The sequence below is a fragment of the Paenibacillus taichungensis genome, assembly GCF_047302525.1.
In the GTDB taxonomy this organism is placed as follows: domain Bacteria; phylum Bacillota; class Bacilli; order Paenibacillales; family Paenibacillaceae; genus Paenibacillus; species Paenibacillus taichungensis_B.
The window spans coordinates 2,055,545-2,080,561 of the sequence record NZ_CP168020.1 but is presented as its reverse complement, the minus strand read 5'-3'; the positions used below and the strand labels follow the sequence as shown (position 1 = coordinate 2,080,561).

Here is a 25,017-nt window from a genome sequence, read left to right as displayed (position 1 = left end):
AGAAGCCCCCCCTTTATCCATGTCCAGTACAGTACGAAACAGATACGGTAGCGGTTTCATAGCTCACCATCTGATAACAACAAACAGAGGCCCCCAGTGTTGGAGACCTCTATCCTTTAGCTACATCTTATATAGCGCTATTACAGCGCACGAATGACAAATTCAAATTGCAGTTCGCCGTCCGAGGCGATGCGGTACTCCGGATGAACCGGTGCGCCCCAGCTATCGTCACCACCAACGCCCATTTGTTTGCCGGCTACCGTTACAACCGTATAATGCACCGGAGGCAGCTCATATGCATGTTGTGCATTCTCCAGCTCAAATGCCGTATATGGAGATACATTCAGCTCGACCGGAACTGCAGCCGATTCAATTTTGAAGCCACGTCCCGCGTTGTCGGTCAATTTGGCCCAACGTACACCCGTACGGTTGCCCGACTCCTGCGGTACAAGATATGGAGCAACGGTATCCACTACCTTGCTGTCATGGATGCCCAGTCGTGCGCCAAATGCACGGTCCGCATAGTTTTCTTCCGGTCCCATCGCCAGCCATTCCACATTTTCAAACTCCGGTGATGTCTTGAAGGAAAGCGCATGAATCGGAAGATCTGGCAGACCTGCCGTTCCTTTATACGTATTATGCACATGCACACTACCATCTGCACGGACGGTATAAGCCACTTTCACTTGTACATCTGCCGAAATATTAAGTTTGTACGTGAATTCGATCCGATATTGATCCGTGTTTTGTTCCGCTTTCCAGTTCACACATCTAGGCAGCAGACTTGCAGCATACCAAGCCCCAAGCTCGAAGCCCATAGCAGTACCCTTATCATTATCGGTGGTCGCACGCCAGAACAACGGCATTGGAGGCTGTGCAATCGTCTCTTGACCTGACAGCTTCAGGGATACCAAAGTTCCGAAAGCCTTGGAGAACAGGACATGGGTCTGGCCTACCCTTACCCCGATATTAACGTCCCCTTCAACGACCTGAATTTCATTTATCAGTTTCAGATCGGACTCCACAATTTTCGACTTGTCCTGAGCAAATACAAACTGTCCAAAGGCAACTTCATCGCCTTTTTCTGCCCACAATGTTGCTGCTTTTAATACAATCGCGGTATTCACTGCATACTCCCCACCAGCAAGAGATTCCACATCAAGTGGAAGTTTCACAATGGTCTCGCTTTGCGGGCCCACATTTACCGCCAGTGTTCCACGCAGCACTTCGTGGCCTTCACGATCCAGACTGTAAACCAATTCGAATTCAGACGTGTCCGCAAACAAATTATCGTTAACGATTTTCACACCTTCCCGATCCGGGAACAGCTTGATGTTTTGGTACAGGAACTTGACTTCCTGCATCTTGGCAGACACTTTGCGGTCTGCGTGCACAATGCCGTCTCCACAGAACGAATAATCCGAAGGACGATCACCGAAATCTCCGCCATAAGCAAGGAACTCTTTGCCGTAACGATCTTTTTTGTACATGGCTTGATCGATGTAATCCCAGATGAATCCGCCCTGGTACATCGGATACTTGTCTTCCAATTCCGTATACTTATGCATACCGCCAATGGAGTTACCCATGGCATGCATGTACTCACAGCTGATATATGGTTTTTCCGGATTCGCGTTCAAGAATTCCTCAATGTCCGCCGGTTTGGCATACATGCGTGATTCCATATCGCTCGTATCGTTGAAGCGACGATCGTGGAACACCCCTTCATAATGAACAAGACGTGTAGGATCAGCCGATTTGAAATATTGCGAAACTTTATAGATCACTTCACCACCATGAGACTCGTTACCACAAGACCAGATCAGAATGGACGGATGGTTTTTATCCCGCTCTACCATCGACACCGCACGATCCATAACGATATCATGCCACTCTGGAAGGTCACCAGGAATAACCCACGAAGGCTCAACCGCACCTAGTTTCTGCCATGATCCATGCGTCTCCAGGTTCATTTCATCAATCACATACAATCCATATTCATCACACAGTTCATACCATAGGCTTTGGTTTGGATAGTGAGATGTACGAACAGCGTTCATATTGTTTTGTTTAATCGTCTGAACATCCCACAGCATATCTTCCTTGGTTACAGCACGTCCGCGACGCGGATTGAATTCGTGACGGTTTACGCCTTTGAAAACAATACGTTTACCATTGATGTGCATCACTTTATCGATCATTTCAAATGTACGGAAGCCAACGGCCTGAGGTACAACCTCCAACAGCTCGCCTGCTGCATCATATACTTGAATGTACAGACGATACAGGTAAGGAATCTCCGCGCTCCACAGATTTACTTTTCCAATCTCCTCACGAAAACTCACCAGACCATTGGTAACTTCAATACCACCAAATGTTTTCACCGTGTTGCCTTCTGCATCCCGCAGTTCAACCTCCACTTTGGCTCCAGCAGCGGCTTTCCCTTCAAGCTTGAGATCAACGTTTAACGTACCATGGGTATAAGACTTGTCCAGATCCGTTACAACCCGAACATCTCGAATATGCGCAGCCGGCACAGTATACAGATACACATCTCTGAAAATGCCGGAGAACCGCCAGAAATCCTGATCCTCCAACCAACTGCCTGTGCTGCGTTGATACACTTCCACAGCCAGTTTATTCTCTCCGTCCTGCAGGAATGGTGTCAGATCAAAATCGGATGGCGTAAAACTGTCTTCCCCATATCCGACAAATTGTCCGTTAAGCCATACATAGAATGCAGATTCCACACCCTGAAACGAAATATATACTGGACTGTTCTGCCAGCCTGTTGGTAAATGGAATGTGCGAATATAACTGCCTACCGGGTTTTGGTCCTGCGGTAATGCAGGTGGACGCAGATCGTTTAAGCCATCCCAAGGATACTGTGTATTTACGTATTGGATCTGACCGTACCCTTGGAGCTGAATATGACCCGGCACTTCAATAGCATCCCAACCATCACTGGAGAAGTCCTGCTTGTAAAAAGCTTCGGGGCGGCAATCCGGACGGATCGCATAATTAAATTTCCACGTTCCGTTAAGATCGTAACGCATAGCCATTGCACCGGATGCTTTCGCTTCTTCCATAGTACGGTAATAGCGATGATCCGAGTAAGCGTTAAGGCGGTTTACTTCAAATACGCTCACATCGCCCAGCCAGTTGATATCTGCTTGTGTTGCTTTCATTCGGCTCTCTCTCCCTCTCAAAACAAATATATTTATTACTTATTCAGTACAGATTGTTGTTTTCCTTTTCACTAAACAAACATAAACAAACAGAAAGACAGAGGCACGCCATGTCAGGCGTCCTCTTCTCTCTTTTCTGCATCGACGTCCATTCAGACGGTTTGTTAATAATGCATTACTTGACAGAACCAACCATACCTGCCACAAAGTGTTTTTGCATAATGAAGAATACAATGGCTGTCGGTAATGTTGCGATGACGATGGCGGTCATGATGACACCATAATCCGGTGAATAACTGGAACCGAGGTTCGAGATTAACAGCGGAATCGTCTGTTGATCTGGCGTCTGCAGCACCACGAGAGGCCACAGGTAGTTATTCCAGCTACTCATGAATGTAATGATCGCAGCGGCTGCATATGTTGTTTTCATCGTTGGCATGTAGATCTTCAGGAAGATACCAATTTCGCTCAGACCATCAATCCGGCCTGCTTCAAGCATCTCTTTCGGAAACATTTTGGTGTTCTGACGGAAGAAGAAGATCAGGAACGCCGTTGTGATGGTCGGCAGAATAACTGCGGCCATGGTGTTGATACCGATGAACGGTGCAAAACCAGAGATCGTAGCAAACATCCGGTATAAAGGAACCATCAGCGCTGCGAACGGAATCATCATCGACAGCAACAGAATGTTAAATACGATATCACGTGATTTCGTCCGATATACTTCGAATCCATATCCGGCCAGGGAACCAATCAGCAGAGCAAGAATCGTGGAAATAACGGAAACAATCGCCGAATTTCCAAGTGCCTGTACCAGATTGGTCGAATCCAGCAATTTGTTGAAGTTATCAAGGAAAACCGATCCAGGAAGCAGTCTGCCTTTGGTGACATCTACAGAAGCATTGGTCGAACTGACAAGCATCCAGAAGAACGGGAAGATGGACACAAATGCAACGATGGACAAAAAGACATATGTGAATATACGTTTTGCTTTTGCTTTAGCCATTTCTCTCACCTGCCACTTTGAACTGGATAATGGACAATACGATAATCATCAGCACGATGGAATACGAAACGGTTGCCGCATATCCGAAGTCCGGTGAATATTTGAACGAAAGGTTATAGATGTACTGGGAGATGGACATCGTCGCATTACCCGGACCACCTTTGGTAATGTTCATAATCTCATCGAAAATTTGCAATGTACCAATCGTCGATGTAATGGAGGTGAACAGGATAATCGGTTTGAGCAATGGAACGGTAATTTTGAAAAATTGCGTGAAAGCATTTGCGCCATCAATCCGTGCAGCTTCATAGATCGACTGATCAATGTTCTGAAGAGATGACAGATAGAAAATCATGTTATATCCGGTCCAACGCCAAGTAACGGCGATTATAATCGTAATTTTAGCCCAGAACGGGTCAGTGATCCATTGAATCGGTTCAGCAATCAGGTGCAGATTCATCAGGAATTGGTTAACCATTCCGTCAGAAGAGAATAGATATTTGAATACGACAGAGTAGGCAACCAATGAGGTTACGCAAGGAAGGAAGATGGCAGTACGGAAGAAGCTACGAAAGCGCAACGTACTGTCGTTCAATAAAACGGAAATAAACAAACCGAGAATAATCATGACAGGCACTTGAATGATCAAATACAGAAATGTATTGGATACGGCAGTACGGAACGTTGTGTCAATGAATAATCTTTTATAGTTATCCAGGCCCGTAAATTCAAGATTGGCTCCTACACCCGACTTGAACGATAAGAGCAGCGCTTGCAGCATCGGATAGAAGTAAAATGCAACGATCCCGATAGCAGCGAGCGAAATAAAAGCCCATCCAGTCAAATTATTTTTCTTTTGGAGACTGTCTCCTGTATTCATGGCTTTCACAGTATGGCTCCTCTCTCTCCGTGTAACATGGATAGAACCCAGGGAGCCTTCCACCATGTCCGGGTCGGCTGTTGCTTGTGCCAGACAGTGGAACGGCTCCGATGCTTCCTTGGGTTCTATAAGTTACCGTGGATCATCTTAGTTTAATTGTGCTTCAGCTTGTTTCTGTGCATCAGCCAGAACGTCATCAATCGCTTTGCCGTTCAGGAAGTTTTGCATTTCAACAACCAGAATGTCCTCGATGGCATATGTGTTGATACCGTAATTTACGCTAGGGATTTCTTGCGTCCATTTTGCAAAGTCAGCAAACACTTTTTGTCCACCGAAGAACTCGTCGGCTTTATCAAACGCTTCGCCTTCTGCTGCCGGTTTGTACGTGCCGATCGCACCAATGTTGTTCAACAAATCTTGATACAATTGTTTATCAGAACCGAATGTTTTACCCATGAAATCAGCAGCTTGGTCTGCACCAGCAACATTATTCATGACGTACCAAGAGCTGCCACCCAAGTTCGATGCGTGTACAGAATTCGATTGTCCAGCCATTTTAGGAAGTGGTGCTACCGCCCATTTGCCGGATTGGGATGCTTCTTGACGCACGGATGGTGTAATCCAGTTTCCTGTAGGAATGGTAGCAACATCACCATTGTTGAATGCTGCCACGAATTGGCTCCAGTCGGAGTTCAACTTAACGATATTTGCATCCATCATTGCTTTGTACGTTACAAATGCTTCTTTCAACGCTGCATTGCCAGCCAGATCAGGTGTTTTACCATCTTCTTTGGAATACCATGAACCTGCGGATTGAATCATCATACGGATCAGACCCAGATCGTTAGGATCAAGTGTGATCAGATCTTTGCCAGTTTTGGCTTTCACATCTTTACCGATTTTGATGTAATCATCCCATGTGATGTCCTGAAGGTCGGCTGCTTTGTAGCCTGCTTGCTCCAGCAAATCTGTTCTGTAGTAGAGACCTGTTACGCCAGAGTCAAACGGAACTCCGAACTGTTTGCCATCAAAAGCGGTTGGTCCCAGTTTGTAATCTGCGAAATCGGAAGCAGTGATTGTAGAGGACATATCTTTAAACGCATCAGGGTAAGCGTTCAGGAAACTTTGGGAACGGTAATCTTCAATCAGGACAATGTTCGGAAGGCCGCTGCTTGTTCCCGAGTTCAAACCTGTATTCAGCTTTTGGATAATGTCAGCTTGAGCATATTCAATGATGTTGATTTTCAGATCAGGATTTTGTTTTTGATAGGCTTCTTTTGCAGTTTCTAATGCAGCGACGTTAAACGCTTTATCCCAAGCCCAGATCGTAATTTCATTAGAGGTTTTTTCACCCTCACTTGCCTTGTTCCCTCCACCACCGGAAGAACATGCAGACAACAGCAGGACAGTAACGAGCATCAGTACCCACATTTTTTTCAAACGATTCAACTCCCCTTCGACCTCTTTGTGTGTAATTTGTTTGCGTTTTCTGAAAGCGTTTGCTCTCGATGAATTCATCTTATCATTCCCAAATCTTCATTCGTTAGTAATAATTTTGTGTTGATTTGTCATCTTATTGCCACAATGAAAACCTTTACAGAAACCGCTTGCATTAAATTTGTTTTTTTGTAATTTCTTTTGATTTTGTACTTTTTTGATCTGAATATTTTACAAGTCAGGCTACATTCTTAGGCTCTGAGCACCAAAAAGGCCCTCCCGTGTTGTCACCGACAAAACAGGAAGACCTTCTATTAAAGCCACTTTTTCATAAAAGTAACGCTCTTGCATTCAATCAAACCCGATCGCTTAGCTCGTAATCAACGGGAGTGTAACAGTAACTCTTGTTCCCTCTCCCGGTTTGCTCATTATGGTTACACCATAAGGTGCCCCGTACAATAGCTCTATGCGATCATGTACATTCCTGATACCAATACCACTAAACAATTGCCGATTATTCTTTGGATTGGGCAGTGACTCACCCATGGAGAATCCTTCTATTCCGTCCCCGTTATCCATAATCTCGCATATTAATGACTCTCCAGCTCTGGAGACCATCACATGGATGGTGCCTGTTTCTTTGGAAATGAATCCATGGAAGAAGGCATTCTCGATAAAGGGCTGAATCACCAGTTTGGGTACGTGATAATGTGTACAATCCGGAGCTACGTAGAAGGCTGCTTTAATACGTCCTCCGTATCGGACATGATTAATGAATACATAGTTTTTCAGGTTTTCTACTTCTTGTTCCACCGTTATCGTCTCACTCACATTACTAATCGTATTCTGCAATAAGGAGATTAGCGCATTAATGGTTTCGGCAGCCCTGTCCTTGTTACCTTGCTGAACCAGGACTTTCACGGAAGCCAGGGTATTGTACAGGAAATGAGGATTAATCTGGCTTTGCAGCGCCGCTAGCTCGGCATTTCGCTGCTCCCGCTGTGTAAGTACCAGCTGATCCACATAGTCATGAAGTTCGTCCAGCATGTAGTTATAGGCGTGACCTAACTGTCGACTCTCATAACTCCCACTGACTGGAATATAGTTGTCCAGATCACTTTTGGTTATATTGGACATCTGCTTCACAAGTCTGCGCAGCGACTTGGTGATCTGATTCGTAATAAGAAACACCAGTATAAGCGCTCCTGCTACAATGGCTGCACAGATCAGAGCAATCGTCTTCATGTCAATCAGCTGCCCCATCGCGAGATCCTTATCGACCACGTTTACGATATAAAACCGGTAAAATGGCAAGTACTCGGACAGTACCACACTGTCCTGATCCATGACACGCGCATTTACACCTTTTACACTTTCGTTATTCATTTCTCTGGCATAGGTCAGCAATTCGAGTTGAGTGGTGCCGATCCATTCTACACGATTGGACGATACAATCTCCCCCGCATCATTCAGGATAACCACATCGTTGCCTCTACTCGTGAAACTGCTATAGAACTGACGAAATGCGTTCTCTCTCATGGTGACATACAACGTACCGTAGAGTCGGTTTTCGGCACGATCCGTCAATGCCTTGGTCGCTGAGATCATCTGCTGGGCAGTCTCATCATTCGTCTGATAGTCGTCAAAAATGATCCGGTTCGGACTGGCCGCTGCTTCCAGCGTAATCGGCTGCTCTTTCAATTCATCTGCTGATAAACGAAGATGAGATCGATCGGTGGAATACGTACGCCCATTAATACCGCTAATCGTTATACCAACTTCATAGGACTCCGTAATTGATTGAATCCGGTCCATCGTTTCTCTCATATTATAATAGGATTTTGCCATCGTGAGGGAGTCACCCTCCCCCTCAGACAGATAACCACGAATTGCCCCGCTTTGGCTAACATTATTGGATACAGCAGCAATCGCATCGTTAAAGGATTCAAAGTTCGTTTTGATCTGGCTAAGTACCTTGGAGTTCGTAATACTGAACGTCTCGGTAAACAGCTTGGTCGACATATGAATCGATGTCCATAGAATGAGCACGGAGACAAGAATGATGCTAACGAACATAACGAGGAACAGTTTTGGGAAAAGTCCAAGCCTTGAGAATGCATTCATCCATTTCTTCATTTATTTCTTCCTTCTGACGTTATGCCCAGAATTTTCGCCGGTATCGGCTCGGTGACAGTCCGGTAAATTTTTTGAACACCTTGCAAAAGTAACTGTGGTCGGAATACCCTACCATGCTGCTAATTTCGGAAATGGTAACATCGTCTGAGCGGAGGAGTTCCTCTGCCTTTTCAATCCGAATTTTATTCAAATATTCGTTAAAGCCTTCTTTTTTGTGTGAAGAGAAATAACTGGACAAGTACGATGGATTAAAATGAAAATGCTTGGCTACTTCGGCAAGTCCGAGTGGCTGATCAAAGTGCTGATGCATATATTCCAGCAGCATTTTCATATTCGGATCACTTCGTCTTGCGCCCTCTCCAGTCGTGCACTCCTGTACCTCAGCCATGAACTGATCCAGCACATTCATCGCTTCTGTTAGACTAGAGGCGCCATCCACATGTTTGAAATAGGCATACTTGCTCTCTTCCAGTGCAGCGGACTGCACATCCATATCAGCCAAGGTGATGGTTACGTTAAAGATCAGATTGCCCAGAAAGGACTTAATTTCAAACACATCCGCAATATAATCCCGTCCCAACGTAAGGGCATGCTCCTGCAAATATTCTCTTGCGGCTTCTGTTCGATTTCGCTTCACATGCTGCAAAAACATGTTCACATTGAACTGATATCCTGCAGGGTGAAGAGGCGGAAGTTCGCCATACACCAGAATAGAACGGTCCTCATAATAAAAGCGATACTCCATTAGCTTGATCAGACGTGTTCGATATACGTCCCCCATCTCTTCAAATGAAGAGAAACTGTCGCTCAGCACCCAGCAAGGTCCGTCCTGCCCGTCCTTATTCTCGCTCGCCAACTCCTTAATTCGCTGCACCATCCATTCATCCTTCGAAGGCTCAACATTAAGGAGCACCACTGGCGACAAGCCTTCGGCCGGAACGATTGCGCACTCCACATCAGGGAGCAGATCCCGTAACCGGGACTCCAATTGCTCGTTATCCAGCTTGTGCACATGTGCTTGTGTATCCTGCGGCTTATATACGAGTAAGCGGAAACATCGGTGAGGAAACGTCTCCCTAATCACATGCATCTCGTTTTCCTCATCCAACGTAAAACCGGACAGCATCTTTTCCATCAGTTGTCCGAGCCTCCACCCATCATGTGAAGGCTCAAACTGCAATTCGGGAATTTTGCCAGCCGTACGCTGAAGTACTTGTAATAATTCATTGGTATCCAGTTTGGGTTTCAATATATAGTCTGCTGCTCCATTTTGGAGCGTTGAACGTACATATTCAAATTCACTGAAGCTGCTAAGTACGATAACCTCAATCTGCGGATGACTGGCTTTTAACGTCCTGACAAATGTTTCCCCATCCATCACAGGCATCACGATGTCCGTAATGACAATATCCGGCTGTAATGAGTGTACCTGTTCAAGCCCTTCTTCCCCGTTGGAAGCTTCACCTACAATCTGAAAACCTTCAGCTTCCCAGTTCATATGGTGCTTAATGCCTTGCCTTACAAGAAACTCATCGTCAACAATCAGCACCTTACACAACCGGTTCATGACCCTTGACCCCCTTGTCTAATCTTTCTTCTATGTCTGTGCATGATATACCATCATATATCGGATAGAATGGCATCCCCGTGTTAGCGGTTACATTAATTTAAAAGTTTTGTACTTCTTTTTATATCTCAAAACGAACGTTTAAGCAATGGAAACTCTCTTTAGTGTACACTATATTTCGACAAAATAAGAAGCCTCGGCGCGCCATGAATCATTTTCGGCGCGCCAGGACTTCTTATCGATGTACGTTTAAATTAAGTCATACTTTCATTTTAAGTTCAGGTCTAAGGTTCGATACCCCATTGAAGACTTCCGGCAATATATCCCGTTACTTTGTTCCAGTCAGTATAGGCTGTTTGACTTGGAGCAAACGAATAATCATCCGTCTGAGTGTAGTTGGTCCAGTCTGTTTTGGAGAACCGTGCCTGAATTTCAGTACTTTGCCCCGCTGCCAATGAACCCGCAGAAGTTTTGAAACCAATCTCCAGCACGGAATCTGCTCCGGTCACTGGGGTCGACAGCGCGCTAAACGCCCCTGTAACATTGTCGTTTCCAGCTGTTGCCCAGTCACAGAAAAAGTTTTGGGCTTGAGCGCCATTGATCGTATAATAGTAACGAATTTTGACGTCGGAAAGATTAATGGCCGAAGTACCTGTATTCGTTAATTTGATCTTGGGGTTAATGGAGTTCCCCGTTGCTGAAGTCGTTCCATTGAACATCTCAATTCGAATGGCTCCTGCGGGTACAGCCGTCGTGTCTTTGATCGTCAGATTCAGAATCGCATCATTGCCTGCACTGAAATGAAAGGTTAACGCTGCGCTTCCCTTGGGCAAAGAAGCCAGATAGGTTTTACTCAACACGACCTGATTGCCGGATAATGTGTAATCCGTCCCTGAAACCAGCGTTGTACTTCCATTACGTATTGCACTAAGCGTGTTTCCGTTCAGTGTCAACGTGACAGGAATATCTGCCTGATTGCCTGTATTCTTGTCAAATTCCACATTCACTGGTGTGATGGTCGAACTGGTCACCGGAGTCTCGCCTCCACCTTCTCCACCGCCATTGTTCCCACCAATACGGTCAGCATATAAAATGCCTCGTCCATTCGTACCCAGATACACTCTTCCATACAAACGTGGATCACCTGTAATCGTGGTCACACGTGCATATTGATGCTGATTATCGTTTATCCGTACCCAATTCGCCCCGCCGTCATCGGAACGGAAAAATCCACGTGTTCCATCAATCTTAGCAATCGTGTACAGCGCGACCACGTTCTGCCCAGGTGCCGCTTTACCAAAACCGATGCTGTCCGCTTCCTCCACATTCGCAAGCTTGGTAAAGGTCGCTCCTGAATCGGTGGAATGCCACAGACCATATGGCCCTTCCTCTTCACTGCCACCTGCAAACCAAAGTTCGCCTTCCGTACCTGGAACAGCGTCCAGAACTGCATTTCCTTCTACCGGAAGCCCGATAGCCGCAGATGCAGTAAAGGAGGCCCCCCCATTGGTGCTCACATAGACTTTACCGGCAGCAAATCCATAGAATTTGTTCGGATTTACCCGGTCGGAGATCACTTTTGCCTGTGCGGGTATACCTGAACTCGCTGTCCATGAATTGCCGCCAGTGGAATAATGCACACCCTTGTCTGAGGTGCTCCATACAAGTCGGTTACCATTTGCCGAGATAGCTACGGTTCCTCCTCCGGTTGTACCGGCAGGCTCTGCGTTCGCCTTATACCACGTGGTCCCACCGTCGCTGGATAAACCAATGGATTTTGCATTCGGATCAGCAGTATAGTCTGCTTTCCCTACACGAACCATGGTATTTGGACTTAACTCTGCAAAATCCAGACTTTCCGTAGAAGAGTAGTTGGGGCTGGTAAACATGGTAGCTGGTGCCTGATCCAGATCGTTATGACGGAATCCCGAGACATCCCCTACTCCACTTAACAAATGTGCACCGCTTGGCGGGCTGATCAGATCCAGAACTGCGATTTCCTCGATCCCTTTGGCCATCACTGAAATATTGATTTTGTTCCCGTCATCCCAGTCTGTCAGATTTTTCGTGCCGTAGATGGTCGCACCTGTCCCATACATCATGCGGTCAGAGTCAAACGGGTCAATCTCCAGATCGCCAATCATCCAGCCCAGCTTTGGAGAAACTTCAGGCGGTGCAGGATTCGTCCCAAAGGTCAACCAAGGAGCGGCCGAAATATCCTGTGTATAGCGCATTTTGCGGTTTGGATATCCTTCAAATTCCCAAATGCGGGTCCAAGTAGCTCCACTGTCCGTACTGCGGAACAGATTCGCGTCAGGCCACCAAGAGTTGAGGGTTGCCACCATCAGTGTACCAGGATGCTGAGCATCTACAGCCAGTCCGCCGTATCCAAAATAATTGTCCGAGCTGCTGCTCGGCACTGGACTAATGTTGGTCCATACCCCTGTAGACGTATTTAATTTCCAAAGGTCTCCCTTTTCCCCATCATAAGGGCCTGCACCATCGCTGTAAGAGATATAGAGATTTCCATTAGCATCCAGTTCCCCATGATGAGGCAAATAGCCTGTAGGCTGTCCAGCAACAGCGCTCCACGTTGCGCCTCCATTTGTACTGCGGTATATGCTTTGATTTTTGTCGGCTACCCCGACATAGATGGTCTGTGTTGCCTGTCCAGCAGAACCTGTTGATTTGTCAAACGTGATCCAAGAAAGACCCACGATGTCACTGGTATATTCATAAGACGGGTCTTCCACATACGTACCGGGATTCGGGAAGCTCGTTACTTTGTTCCAGGTTACGCCGTAATCCGTACTTTTCCAGAGTCCGTTGCCACTGCGTGCACCAAAATACAAAATGCTATTTTTATTCGGATCAACGGTCAGGCGTTCCCCCATGGAACGTCCCGTCATGTTACCGCCGACTTTGAACGGAAGAGTGGTGGTCTGCCAAGTATCACCGCGGTCCGTAGAGCGCAGGATGGAGCCGTTGTTTTTGTCCCATGAATTCGTGTACGTGCCGACAGCCATATACACTCGATTCGGATCAACCGGGTCTGTTGCCAGCGCATCGACACCGTTTTTGTTCCAGTCATCCCAGCCTACAAAATCGGTGAGCGGGGTCCAACTCTCATTCGCAGGATTCCAGCGATAGGCTCCCCCGATATCCGTCCGGGCATAGATCAAATCTTTCTCTGCATCATTGAAAATAATCCCCGGCACAAAACCGCCACCAGCCCCGGTTACGACATTTTTCCACTGGTATGAATCACTCGGTGCCGCATCTGTGGTTCCAGCGAGCACGCCCAGTGAAACTGCTGCAACGGCAACTGTCAAACTCATCACCCGCAGCTTTCCCAAAAACGTTTTCATAATTACTTAGCCTCCTCTTCAATATGTTCATCGCATCCGGTAAACCCCGCTGTGTCATCATGTTGATGAGTGCAGTGTCAGACATTTAATGCATTGGAACAGGCAACCAGCCCCACCTCCTCTCCATTTTTATAAAACGCTTTCATAAATCAATTTCGATTACCATTCATTGGATTAACCTTGCAATAAATAACATTCGATGGCAATTAAAAAACCCCTTCTGCCCAAATTTTATTTTTTGTATTTTTTTCTGCATATCGCTTTTGAAAACATAAAAAAAGGATGCTGTTTAAAACAGCACCCTTCTCCATTGATAAATATTTTATAGACGAAGAACAAAGTTCTAGTAACACGGTCCTTCATTTATTTTGTATCCGACTGTGCTCCCCCGCCAAAAGCGTAGGTTTTCTGCCCTTTCACACCCGGTCTGACTACAAATAGAGATCCAGCATTCGTCGTCTCCGTCAGCCGTTCTTCTTGAATACCAATTCGCGCAGTCGTAATATATAAGTCCTCCAAATCAGGCCCTCCGAAACAGCAGGATGTCACCTGATCTGCAGGTACCTCAATCTGTTGCATCAGCTCTGCTGTATGCGGATTCCAACGAGTGACTCTTCCTCCGCCCCAGTGGGCAACCCACAGCATTCCCTCACTGTCTACTGTCATTCCATCCGGATAGCCAAATTCCTCCGGTATAGCAATTACACTTGTCCGGTTCGTTATTTCTCCAGCAGCCAGATCAAAATCAAAACGGTCAATGGATCGTGTCGGCGTATCAATGTAATACATCTTCTGTTGATCCGGGCTCCAGCCCAAACCATTGGATGTAGATACATCCCTGAACAACGTTCGAACAGGCTGTCCTTCCTCCAGGCAATAAAATGCCCCCGCTTTGCTTTCATTGTTCATGCTCATCGTCCCTGCCCAGAAGCGTCCAAGCGCGTCACACTTCCCGTCATTGAAACGGTTATTGTCCTTGCCTTTCTCCGGATCTTCAATCGGCTGTAACACTCCCGTGAGCAAGTTGTAGGTGTGGAATCCACTGCGCAAAGCAACGACAACCTTATCATCCTGGTATGGCACAACCGCACCTACATGCTCGCCAACATCATAAGTCCGATCTTCTCCTGTAGCCGGAACGTATACATGGATCTTATAGCTTTCAATATCCACCCATAATAATCGATTGTGTTCAGCATCCCAGCTTGGACCTTCGCCCAACAGTGCCGGGGTATGTACTGCAATGTTCAAGTTGCTCATGCCATCACGTCCCTTTTTAAGATTTGACGCCGCCTGACCATTCGAAACCAATGGCATCCAGGAACGCTTTGGAAAGCACCATATGGCCTGTTGCATCGGGATGAACCCGATCGTAAGTCAGCACGGACGTATAGAAATGATCCCAGAATGGAGTAAATGCGGCCTGTGTATCCACGAAAATGGCATCATATTCAGCCGCTACTCTGCGAACAGCTTCACCGTATATATCCATCGTAGCCCGCATCGGCTCTTCCGGATTGGCTTCCAAATAATAAGGAGACATCAGAACAAGTCCTTTCAAGCCAGGACGAACAGAAGCAACCAGATCACGCAGTGTGGATTCATATTCCTCCAGAAAAACTTGCGAGTCTGTGGATAGTGGATTGTCAAATTGACGCCATACATCATTAATCCCGATCATGATGGTTAGCCAATCTGGTTTGAGATCAAGCACATCACGGTCCCAGCGCTGCTTCAAATCACGGATCGTATTCCCACTATTACCCACATTTTGAATCCGTAACATCAATTCCGGGTAGATGGAACGCAGCAAGGCATACACTTGCGCCACATAGCCATGCCCCAGTCCAGAACTACCTTCACCAACAGGATGTTCACGGCCACAATCAGTGATTGAATCCCCGATAAAAAGCAGCTTATCATTCTTTTGCAATTTCATTGTCGTTTCTCCTTCGCTCTCATAAGCGTTAAAATATGTGAGATCACTCGTGTTCATTTTTCATATTCAGGAAAGACATAGATCAGCCAGGTGCCGCATTACCACCCTTGATTCTTAAGCCAGGTCAGGCACAGATCAGACCAAGCCCGAACGGCATTGTCCTCTTCTGCCAATCCCAGACCATGTGAACCTTTTTCAAATACATGCAAGTCATAAGGAATGCCGTGTGCACCCAGGGCAAGCGCGTAACGCAAACTGTTTTCTACAGGGACCGCCTGATCATCACTCGTATGCCAGATAAATGCTTCAGGAGCGTCGGCTTTCACCTGCTGCTCCGCACTGAAAGCCTTGATCTGTTCAGCAGACACATCTGACCCAAGCAGATTTTCACGAGATCCGGCATGTCCATAGGACTCCATCGTAATTACCGGATAACAAAGAATAACCCGATCCGGGCGTGAACTCTCCCTTTCAATAGGGTCTTCGTGATCTGGTTGACCCTCATCATACAAGGTTCCCAACGTGGCTGTAAGATGACCGCCCGCCGAGAAACCAAGCACGGCAATCTTGGAAGGCTGAATGCCAAATTGCTCGGCATGAGCCCGTACATAACGGATCGCACGCTGTCCATCTGCCATGGGTGCCGGATGCTGGTGAGGCACCACACGGTACTTCAACACAAATGCGCTAATTCCCGCACGGTTCAGCAATTCAGCGATTGGAGCTCCTTCATGATCGGCCAAAAATCCATAGCCCCCACCCGGACAGATAATGACAGCGCTCTCGGAACCGGGCTGAATAAATGGAATCAGATGGGGCATTTCATCCTCATGACCCTTAGCCGCATAAGGTGCTGCATGGTCCCACAATGGTATAGTTGATGTCACTTCTATCATCCTCTCTAAGTTGAACGGATACGTTGATCCGTATAGTCGTTTTCCATTCTAAGGAATCGATATCATCATAACGGGTAGCACCCTTGCGCATCAATACCTTCCTGGCATCACTTTTTGTTCAATTTGTAACAGGTTACACGGAATCCTCATGCTTGAACAGTGTTTTATAGCACAGTTATACTTCAGAATGATTAATATAACGTTCGATACTGCTCCGGAGTTACGCCCTCAATCCGCCGAAATGTAGCCACAAAATGACTCGCATCCCGAAAACCAACCTTCGCTGCCGTTTCCTTGACGGTTAGTTTGCTGTCCCCTGTCATCCATTCTTTCGATTTGCGAATACGGAGGAGAATGAAATAACTATAGGCGGTCATGCCAAAGGATTGTTTGAAAAGGGTATTCAGATGCCTAGGCGTAATGCCTGGTATGGCGGCCATCTGTTCAAGACCGATTTCGGGATCGGCATAGTGTTCATTCATAAATGAAATTAAAGGAGCCAGCCGTTCCACGGCATGGGAAATCGAAGAACGACTGCCTGTCATGCCATGTTTTTTGAGCAAAATCAGAAATCGGTACATGTCCGCTGACGCTTCCAAGCCGGATAAATCCTGGTCACTGCTGATGGAACCCAGCACTTCCCTGCCATAATATTCAAGCGGGCTCTCTGAGTCCCACTGGTGAAGGGCTGCCTCCCCCAAACCAAGTGACTCCGTAATGGCCGGGCACTGAGAGCCTCCAAATGTAATGTAAAGTGTCTCCCATTCTCCTTGCGAGCGTACATACTCGTGCGGCTCATTCGGCGGCAGCAAAATGCCGGATGTCTCTCCCAGCAGTACAGTTGAACCTGCAAATCTGAACTCTCCCGTTCCCTTCACCGTCTGAAGCCAGTGATAACAAGGATATCCGGCAGGTCTGTACACATTCTCCTGATTGCCGTTATACCCTATACTTTCGATGTAGAGCGGAAGCGGCTGATCCCGTGGGGTCATAAAATAGCGCTGATAGTGAGGTGAAACAAGCATAGCATGCTCTCCTTTGGGCATAAAGTTTAATAATATATTTCCGTATTCTTATACTCATCATTACTTTTCTTATATTTTAAAAGTCATATGAATCATATAATATAAAATTATTCTTATACAAGAGGTGAACACATTGATTAGCAGCAAATTACCCAAAATGTTCTATGGCGGTGACTACAACCCTGAACAGTGGGATCACGAAACCCATATTGAAGACCTGCGCATGTTCAAACTGGCAGGTATTGATATTGCCACCATCAACGTATTTTCATGGGCACTGATTCAGCCTGATGAAGTGACTTATAATTTTGAAGGTCTTGACCAATATATTAATAATCTTTATGAAAGCGGTGTCTATACTTGCCTCGCAACGAGCACTGCTGCCCATCCTGCATGGATGGCGAAGAGATATCCGGATGTGCTCCGTGTAGATACTAATGGGCGTAAGCGTAAATTCGGCGGACGCCACAACTCCTGTCCGAACAGTCCAACATATCGCAAATATTCTGAGAAGATTGCAGAAAAACTGGCGGAACATTACAAAGATCATCCAGCTGTTCTTGTATGGCATGTTTCCAACGAGTACAGCGACGACTGTTATTGTGAAAACTGCGAGAAAGCCTTCCGCGTGTGGCTGAAAGAGCGCTATAAGACATTGGATAATGTCAACAAAACGTGGAACACCAATTTCTGGGGACACACGTTCTATGATTGGGACGAGATTGTACTTCCAAGTAATCTGAGCGAACACTCGGGGGACAACAACTCGACCTTCCAGGGAATCTCGCTAGATTACTCTCGCTTTAACTCCGACAGTATACTTGATTGTTACCGGCTGGAGTATGATGCGATCAAAAAACATATCCCGGATTCGGTGGTTACAACCAATCTAATGGGATTTTACAAACCGCTGGACTACTTCAAATGGGCTAAGTATCTGGATATCGTTTCTTGGGACAGCTACCCGGGTCTCGCAACTCCGGTCAGTTACACGGCTATGGCTCATGATCTGATGCGTGGAGTGAAAGATGGTCAACCGTTCATGCTTATGGAGCAAACACCCAGCCAGCAGAACTGGCAACCCTATAACTCACTGAAACGTCCCGGCGTTATGCGCCTGTGGAGTTACCAGTCCGTTGCCCATGGCGCCGATACCATCATGTTCTTCCAGCTTCGACGTTCCATTGGCGCCTGCGAGAAGTATCACGGTGCAGTAATTGAACATGTAGGTCATGAGAATACCCGTGTATTCCGTGAAGTCGCGGAGCTGGGCAAGGAATTACAGCTGCTGGGCGATAAAACGCTGGATGCTACTGTTGAAGCCAAAGTGGCAATTGTGTTTGACTGGGACAACTGGTGGGCGATCGAGAAATCCAGCGGACCTACCGTTGCACTGAACTATGTAGATCAAATTCACAAATACTACGCTGCCTTCTTCCGCCGCAACATTCAGGTGGACATCGTTAGTGTGGATACCGATATCAGCAAATACGACATCGTGCTCGCTCCGGTACTCTATATGGTTAAACCAGGCTTTGCGGCCAAACTGGAGAAGTTCGTTGAAGCAGGTGGTACATTCCTGACAACCTTCTTCAGTGGTATCGTCAATGAGAGTGATATCGTAACAACCGGGGGTTATCCTGGCGAACTTCGCAAACTGCTCGGTATCTGGGTCGAAGAAATTGATGCACTGCTGCCTGAGCAAAGAAACAGTATTGTCATGAAAGAGGCTTATGGCGATCTTCAAGGAGAATATGGTTGCGGCATGTTGTGTGACTTGCTGCACAGTGAAGGTGCAGAAATCATTGCCGAGTATGGAGACGACTTCTACAAAGGCATGCCTGTGGTAACCCGAAACACGTTTGGTCAAGGTGAAGCCTGGTATGTAGCTTCCGATCCGGAAGATCGATTCCTGGACGGCTTGCTGGGACAACTGGCTGCAACCAAAAATATTGATTCTCTTCTAGATACTCCGGAAGGTGTTGAAGTGACTGCTCGTACCAAGGATGGACAACAGTACCTGTTTGTCATGAATCACAATGCTACCGCTCAATCCTATGATTTGGGCAAAGCTGAGGCTAATGATTTGCTCACAGATCGGTCCCTTTCAGGTACGATCGAGATTGAAGGACGCGGTGTGCAACTGCTTGAAATGAAATAATATTCGAAAATTGATGATACAACATGTTACATGGAAATCGCATTGATCTATATTTGCAGCTTAAAAGGGTGTCAATTGTTAAAATTTAAAGTATTATATGATTGAACTTGTTTCAATCTGCTACTTCCCGTATCCGTTTAGACCGGATACGGGTTTTTGTCATTATTTGTGAGGCTATCGGTTAGAAGGAAATACCGAGAAGCGAAGCGAATTGGACGAGACACACAATTTAACGACGCACCGCCGGGAAAAGGAAGCGGCCCTCCGAAAGTAGTCGCTGCACTGTATAGAATAAATAATATAACGTGCGAAATATTGGTGACAATCATGATGTCACTTATACACTGCTACAATGGGAGGAACACTCCAGCATCCTTTCCGGCGGCGCAACCCTCGAAACGGAGTGGCTGACATGAATAGAACAAATCGGCTTGCCGCCATCGTTATGGCATTGCAGCACGGTCACGAAACGGCACATTCACTTGCAGAAAATTTTGAAGTTTCCCGCCGTACCATCCTGCGGGATATCCAATCTCTCTCAGAGATGAATGTCCCGATCATTGCTATCTCCGGTCCCGGAGGCGGCTTCAGACTTATGGAGGGGTATGTACTGCCCCCACTGCAATTAGACCCGGTTGAAGCAGCTACTCTCATCTTTGCTCTCGAAGGCCTAAGCCATTATGCAGATACCCCTTTTCAAGAGAAACGCTGGACATTAATGGACAAAATCAAAAGCATTATTCCGGATGATGTCAAAGCAAGGATGGATCCCATGCTCAAACAACTGCAGCATGATGTTCCCGAGCGAAACTACATCCTTCATCATCTGGAACCGCTTCTGGCTTGTATCCCGGAGCAAGGGTGGCTGCGTATGTTATACCGCTCTGCTTCCCGTCAACGCTGGCTAACGATCTGCCCCATTCGAATCTATGCTTCAGCCGGTTTCTGGTATTGTGAAGCGTATTCGGAGGAGCATGGTGAACAGCGCCTGTTCAGGGCAGACCGTATTCTGGACGTTACGCCAGTTGAGCTGCTTGAATCACAACAGCTGGCAGAACAGGCAAAGCGACAGCGCAGCAAACCGAAATCTCCCGAACCTTCTCCGACACGTGTTACCGCACGTCTGAGTTACAGCGGAATGATCGAGGCAGAACAGGACAAGCATATTGGAGAACGGATGACCGAGATTGCTCCGGATGTATGGGAACTGTCCTTTCTTTGCCCTCCCGGTGAGTGGGCCTGGGCCGTACGATTTTTTTATCGACTTGGAAGTGAAGCAGAAGTACTTGAACCCGAGAACCTTCGCTGCGAGATTCGCAAACATGCCGAGGAAGTATACCAGATGTATCTTACTTCCAACAATAATCGTTGTAGCACACGCTAAAAAGGAGCTTGCCAAAATCATGATGAATGAGCATGAATCGATCGTAACTTACGAAGAAGCTGTGCAGCGAATAGAGGCTGTGGGACTGCTCCCACTCGCCCCTTTATTTCCTGAATACCCTTCACTGTCCTCCATAACGCCTAAAGAAAACTGGCACAAGGATAACGCGCTTGATCCCTGGTTGTGGCGTTCACGTCTGGCTGAGGAAGGGATCGCTGCCTATGGCAAATTTCTCAAAAATAAAGCCATTCTTGTCTCACGCGAATATTTCCCATGGGTGCACCGTCTGCTAGCGGACTCCAGAGTCATGAAAGAACAATATGACGCGGGTTTGCTCTCTCGAGAAGCATTCAAACTGTATGAGATAATCGAGAAGCATGAGGGGATTGATGGACGTACGTTGCGTTCACAGGCAGGTTTTGGGGCCAAAGAGGACAAAAAAGCATTTGACCAGGGGCTGCTGGACCTTCAAGGCATTAGCGCTATTGTCATCTGCGGCACCAAAGAAAAAGAAGGCCTCGCTGAAGGCAAAGTTGCTTGGAACAGCTCTGCTTATGAGACCTCAGGCTGCTGGATGAAGCGTCAAGCTATTAAGCCGTTTGAGGGCAGCGTTGCAGATGCGAGCGAACTCCTGGTACAACAATTGGAGAAACATACTTCTGCTGCCGCACTCACCAAAATCAAAAAATCCTTTGCGATACATTGATTGAAATACTTGTAAACGACAAATCCCGGAAGCCGAAAAGGGCTACCGGGATTTGCTGTATATACGTTTATCATACATGCAACTGATATAAAGCAACGAACGAATACCATTACAGGATGACTCCATCCTTGAATATTGCAATTTCCCGAAATCCATGCTGCTCGCTGAGCGTATGCGCCCGTCCTGAAGCAATATCGATCAGTTGACTGAACAGCTGCACTTTCACGTCTTCCATCGTCTTTCCTTCCAGCAGTTGACCTGCGTTAAAATCGATCCAGTGCTTTTTCCGATTTGCGAGGTCAGATTGGGTTGCAATCTTGACGGTAGGTACCGGGCCTCCAAACGGCGTTCCGCGACCTGTCGTGAAAAGAACAATGTGCGCACCAGCAGCAGACAGTGCCGTAACAGAGACGAGATCATTCCCCGGAGCCTCCACGATGTTCAGGCCGGTTTGAGTGACACGTTTGCCATAACGAAGCACATCAACTACGGAAGAACGTCCTCCCTTTTGGGTACATCCCAAAGATTTTTCTTCCAGCGTGGTAATCCCGCCTGCTTTGTTCCCTGGTGAAGGATTTTCATATATATTCTGACCATGGTTCACAAAGTATTGCTTGAAACCGTTCACCAAGCCTACCAAATCATCAAATACCTGCTTATTGGCCGCCCGATTCATCAGAATGGTCTCTGCACCAAACATCTCGGGAACTTCGGTCAATATGGCCGTACCTCCAGCAGCAACCAGCATATCCGCAACGGAGCCAACGAGCGGGTTCGCCGTAATCCCGGAAAGACCGTCCGAACCGCCGCACTTCAATCCAATTTTGAGCTTGCTCAGAGGTAGCGGCTGACGCTGTTCATGTTCGACGAGTTCCACTAGCTCTTCCATCAGACGCAGTCCTTCCTCAAGCTCGTCATCTGTTTCCTGCGCTTTGAGAAAACGGACTTTTCCCTGATATTCCGGTGCGATACATTCGCGGAACTGGTCTACCTGATTATTTTCGCAACCCAGACCAATGACTAGCACGCCGCCAGCATTCGGGTGTTCCACCAGGGAAGCCAGTACCTGCTGCGTATATTTCAGGTCATCTCCCAGCTGCGAGCAGCCGAACGGGTGCGGGAAATGGTAAACACCATCCACCCTGCTGCCGAACTGTGACTGGCCCATACGAGCCAAAGCCTCACATACTTTATTAATGCAGCCGACCGTATTTACAATCCAGATTTCATTACGGATACCTGCTTCACCGTTAGGGCGCAGATACCCATCAAATGAACGCAGATGTTCCGGAGGCATGTCCGTCTGAACAGGTGGTCCTGGCTGATACTGATAGTCAAGTAATCCGTGAAGTCCTGTTTTTAGATTGTGACTGTGAATCCAGCTCCCCTGCTCAATCTGTTCTTTGGCTATCCCAATGGAAAAACCATATTTCATCACATCCTCGCCCGGTGCGAGGGTATGCACAGCAATTTTATGGCCTTTGGGCACATCTTCCCTTAGTGTAAAAGCAGTGCTGTCTGGCAGTGTAATACTTTCCCCTTTTACATAATCCCGAAGAACTATAATGACATCATCCTGCGGTTGAATCGCAATCCAGTCATTGACTGTACGTGTTGTGTTCATTAACTCTCACCTTCCAGCAAACCAATTTCGTAAACGAGTGCTTCGCGAAGCCCCTCTCGATCATCCAGATTCTCTCCCCAGATCGATACATCAGACAATACAGCAGCTACACTCTGCTCTAATTGCTGCTTATCCCTCTTCAGAGGATCATAACTATCCCAATGCTTGGCGAGTGCAGCCAATACATCCACATCATCCCGAAGCAGGACAGACTCACCGTTCAGACGCTGTGCCATATAACCATCTGGCGTAGCCACTGGACGATATAGACACAATAGTCCCGCAAATCCCTTTACGAGCCGGGCAGGCCAGCTCCCCTGATTTTGCTCATAGGCCAAAAGTGTAGGCAGCACACGGACCTTGAACTTTCCTACTGTATTTAATGCAATATCCTGCAGCTTGTGATTAATATACGGATTGAGGAAACGTTCAAACACTTCAGCTGCGTACTGATCCAGATTATGATCCGGCATATCCAGTGCAGGTACGATCTCCTGATGTACCGCTTCTCTGACCCATGAGCCAAACTGCGGGTCTTCCATCGTCTCTCTTACATGTTCCTTGCCTTGCAGAATGCCGAGCGAAGACATGAGGGTATGAGCACCATTCAGAATACGAACTTTGCGCAGTTGAAAAGGTTTCAAATCCTTCACCCAATGTACGTTGAGTCCCGCCTGTTTTAGGGGGAGTTTCTTGTCCAGTGCTTCATCTGCCTGGATGGCCCAGAAATGATACGGCTCTGCCGTATTGACCAGTTGATCCTCGTATCCCCAGCGATTGGTCAGGGAATCGGCTTCTTCCTTGGTCGGTGCACCCGTGACAATCCGGTCAACCAGATTGTTCAGGAACAAGTTATGGTTCTCAATCCATGAACGGAAGCCTTCAGAATAACCGAAATCTTCACTATGCCGCAGCACACAACTGCGCAGTACATCCCCGTTGCCCTCAAGTAACTCACACGGCAGGTGAATCAATCCTCGGGATGGATCCCCATCAAAGCGCAGATAACGTTGATGCAAAAAGACCGTCAGTTTACCCGGAAATGATTGTACCGGTTCACCCTGCGTGTACTCTGAATACGTATATTTCAATCCCGATTCGGTTGTATTGGAGATGACAAACTCCAGGGAAGGCAATTCCGCTAGTTTCAGAAAATCCTGCCATTCTTCGTACGGATTAATACACTGTGAAAAAATCGAGATCATTTCCGTACGTTCCACTACTTTTCCCTGTGACAGCCCCCGGGTAATCATCGTATACAATCCGTCCTGATCACGAATTTGTTCCAGCTTTGCCTTTCCCCCAGGCCGAGGCTGGGTCACAGCAACACTGCCATGGAATTTGCCTTGTCTGGCACTCTCATGAAGCATCCAATCTGCAAACCCACGCAGAAAGTTGCCTTCCCCAATCTGTAGTACCTTTACGGGACGTTCCATCACTTCTTTGCACTTGCGCTGGCTATCACTTCCAAGCAGATTCAGCTTTAGCCTTGGTCTTTTCGTGCTCGCCGACATGAACACTCACCTCATCGTTTTATTTGTCAACATCAGATGTCCCGCTGCACGACACACAGCCGCTTACACTTCCATTGAAAACGCTTTAAATTCATTGTATCATCAATAAAAGGAAATTTAATTGCTTATATTGCGGTAAATGTACTCTTTCATGATCAGGTGTATTCTCTTTTTTTGTAGCCACTG

At 46.9% G+C, this 25,017-nt stretch carries 16 protein-coding genes; 3 read left to right on the top strand and 13 right to left on the bottom strand.

Annotation, left to right across the window (positions count from 1 at the left end):
• Positions 1-140: 140 nt before the first annotated feature.
• From ACDJ58_RS09570 to ACDJ58_RS09520, 11 genes are all read right to left on the bottom strand, one after another.
• Positions 141-3,188: a glycoside hydrolase family 2 TIM barrel-domain containing protein gene (locus ACDJ58_RS09570; protein ID WP_413377401.1), complete on the bottom strand. Its 3,048-nt coding sequence runs from the start codon at positions 3,186-3,188 to the stop codon at positions 141-143.
• 175 nt (positions 3,189-3,363) lie between these two features.
• Positions 3,364-4,194, bottom strand: coding sequence for a carbohydrate ABC transporter permease (locus ACDJ58_RS09565; protein ID WP_274566358.1), 831 nt, complete (start codon positions 4,192-4,194; stop codon positions 3,364-3,366).
• Entirely contained in the window at positions 4,187-5,074 is an 888-nt protein-coding gene (locus ACDJ58_RS09560; protein ID WP_413379572.1) for a carbohydrate ABC transporter permease, read from the bottom strand. The genes ACDJ58_RS09565 and ACDJ58_RS09560 overlap by 8 nt, the downstream gene beginning before the upstream one ends.
• 147 nt (positions 5,075-5,221) lie before the next feature.
• A complete protein-coding gene (locus ACDJ58_RS09555; RefSeq protein ID WP_413377398.1) occupies positions 5,222-6,514 on the bottom strand; it encodes an ABC transporter substrate-binding protein in 1,293 nt (430 codons plus the stop codon).
• A gap of 366 nt (positions 6,515-6,880) precedes the next feature.
• Positions 6,881-8,647, bottom strand: a complete 1,767-nt coding sequence (locus ACDJ58_RS09550; RefSeq protein WP_413377396.1) for a cache domain-containing sensor histidine kinase — start codon at positions 8,645-8,647, stop codon at positions 6,881-6,883.
• 19 nt (positions 8,648-8,666) lie between these two features.
• Positions 8,667-10,214 (bottom strand): response regulator transcription factor, encoded by a 1,548-nt coding sequence (locus ACDJ58_RS09545; protein ID WP_413377394.1) that lies wholly within the window; start codon positions 10,212-10,214, stop codon positions 8,667-8,669.
• A 284-nt stretch (positions 10,215-10,498) separates the two neighbouring features.
• Entirely contained in the window at positions 10,499-13,582 is a 3,084-nt protein-coding gene (locus ACDJ58_RS09540; protein ID WP_413377392.1) for a X2-like carbohydrate binding domain-containing protein, read from the bottom strand.
• Positions 13,583-13,945: 363 nt separating this feature from the next.
• Complete coding sequence (locus ACDJ58_RS09535; protein ID WP_413377390.1) at positions 13,946-14,842, bottom strand: SMP-30/gluconolactonase/LRE family protein; 897 nt, start codon at positions 14,840-14,842, stop codon at positions 13,946-13,948.
• A gap of 16 nt (positions 14,843-14,858) precedes the next feature.
• Entirely contained in the window at positions 14,859-15,521 is a 663-nt protein-coding gene (locus ACDJ58_RS09530) for an SGNH/GDSL hydrolase family protein (protein ID WP_413377388.1), read from the bottom strand.
• Between the two features lie 98 nt (positions 15,522-15,619).
• Positions 15,620-16,408: an alpha/beta hydrolase gene (locus ACDJ58_RS09525; RefSeq protein WP_413377386.1), complete on the bottom strand. Its 789-nt coding sequence runs from the start codon at positions 16,406-16,408 to the stop codon at positions 15,620-15,622.
• Positions 16,409-16,608: 200 nt separating this feature from the next.
• A complete protein-coding gene (locus ACDJ58_RS09520; RefSeq protein ID WP_413377384.1) occupies positions 16,609-17,442 on the bottom strand; it encodes an AraC family transcriptional regulator in 834 nt (277 codons plus the stop codon).
• 133 nt (positions 17,443-17,575) lie between these two features.
• Here ACDJ58_RS09520 and ACDJ58_RS09515 point away from each other — a divergent pair, with 133 nt between their 5' ends.
• The 3 genes from ACDJ58_RS09515 (at position 17,576) to ACDJ58_RS09505 (ending at position 21,693) form a co-directional block, all read left to right on the top strand.
• On the top strand, positions 17,576-19,603 hold the full coding sequence (locus ACDJ58_RS09515; protein WP_413377382.1) for a beta-galactosidase: 2,028 nt from the start codon (positions 17,576-17,578) through the stop codon (positions 19,601-19,603).
• 412 nt (positions 19,604-20,015) lie between these two features.
• Positions 20,016-20,987, top strand: a complete 972-nt coding sequence (locus ACDJ58_RS09510) for a helix-turn-helix transcriptional regulator (RefSeq protein WP_413377380.1) — start codon at positions 20,016-20,018, stop codon at positions 20,985-20,987.
• 19 nt (positions 20,988-21,006) lie between these two features.
• A complete protein-coding gene (locus tag ACDJ58_RS09505; protein WP_413377378.1) occupies positions 21,007-21,693 on the top strand; it encodes a hypothetical protein in 687 nt (228 codons plus the stop codon).
• A 109-nt stretch (positions 21,694-21,802) separates the two neighbouring features.
• Here ACDJ58_RS09505 and ACDJ58_RS09500 read toward each other — a convergent pair whose 3' ends face one another.
• Positions 21,803-23,317 carry a UxaA family hydrolase gene (locus ACDJ58_RS09500; RefSeq protein ID WP_413377376.1) on the bottom strand — a complete coding sequence of 505 codons (1,515 nt, stop codon included), beginning with the start codon at positions 23,315-23,317 and terminating at the stop codon, positions 21,803-21,805.
• Positions 23,317-24,831 carry a tagaturonate reductase gene (locus ACDJ58_RS09495; RefSeq protein ID WP_413377374.1) on the bottom strand — a complete coding sequence of 505 codons (1,515 nt, stop codon included), beginning with the start codon at positions 24,829-24,831 and terminating at the stop codon, positions 23,317-23,319. The genes ACDJ58_RS09500 and ACDJ58_RS09495 overlap by 1 nt, the downstream gene beginning before the upstream one ends.
• Positions 24,832-25,017 lie beyond the last annotated feature (186 nt).

Coding starts and splice junctions, on each gene's coding strand:
- ACDJ58_RS09570 (WP_413377401.1), bottom strand. CDS start 3,188: ATGAAAGCAACACAAGCAGATATCAACTGGCTGGGCGATGTGAGCGTA.
- ACDJ58_RS09565 (WP_274566358.1), bottom strand. CDS start 4,194: ATGGCTAAAGCAAAAGCAAAACGTATATTCACATATGTCTTTTTGTCC.
- ACDJ58_RS09560 (WP_413379572.1), bottom strand. CDS start 5,074: ATGAATACAGGAGACAGTCTCCAAAAGAAAAATAATTTGACTGGATGG.
- ACDJ58_RS09550 (WP_413377396.1), bottom strand. CDS start 8,647: ATGAAGAAATGGATGAATGCATTCTCAAGGCTTGGACTTTTCCCAAAA.
- ACDJ58_RS09545 (WP_413377394.1), bottom strand. CDS start 10,214: ATGAACCGGTTGTGTAAGGTGCTGATTGTTGACGATGAGTTTCTTGTA.
- ACDJ58_RS09540 (WP_413377392.1), bottom strand. CDS start 13,582: ATGAAAACGTTTTTGGGAAAGCTGCGGGTGATGAGTTTGACAGTTGCC.
- ACDJ58_RS09535 (WP_413377390.1), bottom strand. CDS start 14,842: ATGAGCAACTTGAACATTGCAGTACATACCCCGGCACTGTTGGGCGAA.
- ACDJ58_RS09530 (WP_413377388.1), bottom strand. CDS start 15,521: ATGAAATTGCAAAAGAATGATAAGCTGCTTTTTATCGGGGATTCAATC.
- ACDJ58_RS09520 (WP_413377384.1), bottom strand. CDS start 17,442: ATGCTTGTTTCACCTCACTATCAGCGCTATTTTATGACCCCACGGGAT.
- ACDJ58_RS09510 (WP_413377380.1), top strand. CDS start 20,016: ATGAATAGAACAAATCGGCTTGCCGCCATCGTTATGGCATTGCAGCAC.
- ACDJ58_RS09505 (WP_413377378.1), top strand. CDS start 21,007: ATGATGAATGAGCATGAATCGATCGTAACTTACGAAGAAGCTGTGCAG.
- ACDJ58_RS09500 (WP_413377376.1), bottom strand. CDS start 23,317: ATGAACACAACACGTACAGTCAATGACTGGATTGCGATTCAACCGCAG.
- ACDJ58_RS09495 (WP_413377374.1), bottom strand. CDS start 24,831: ATGTCGGCGAGCACGAAAAGACCAAGGCTAAAGCTGAATCTGCTTGGA.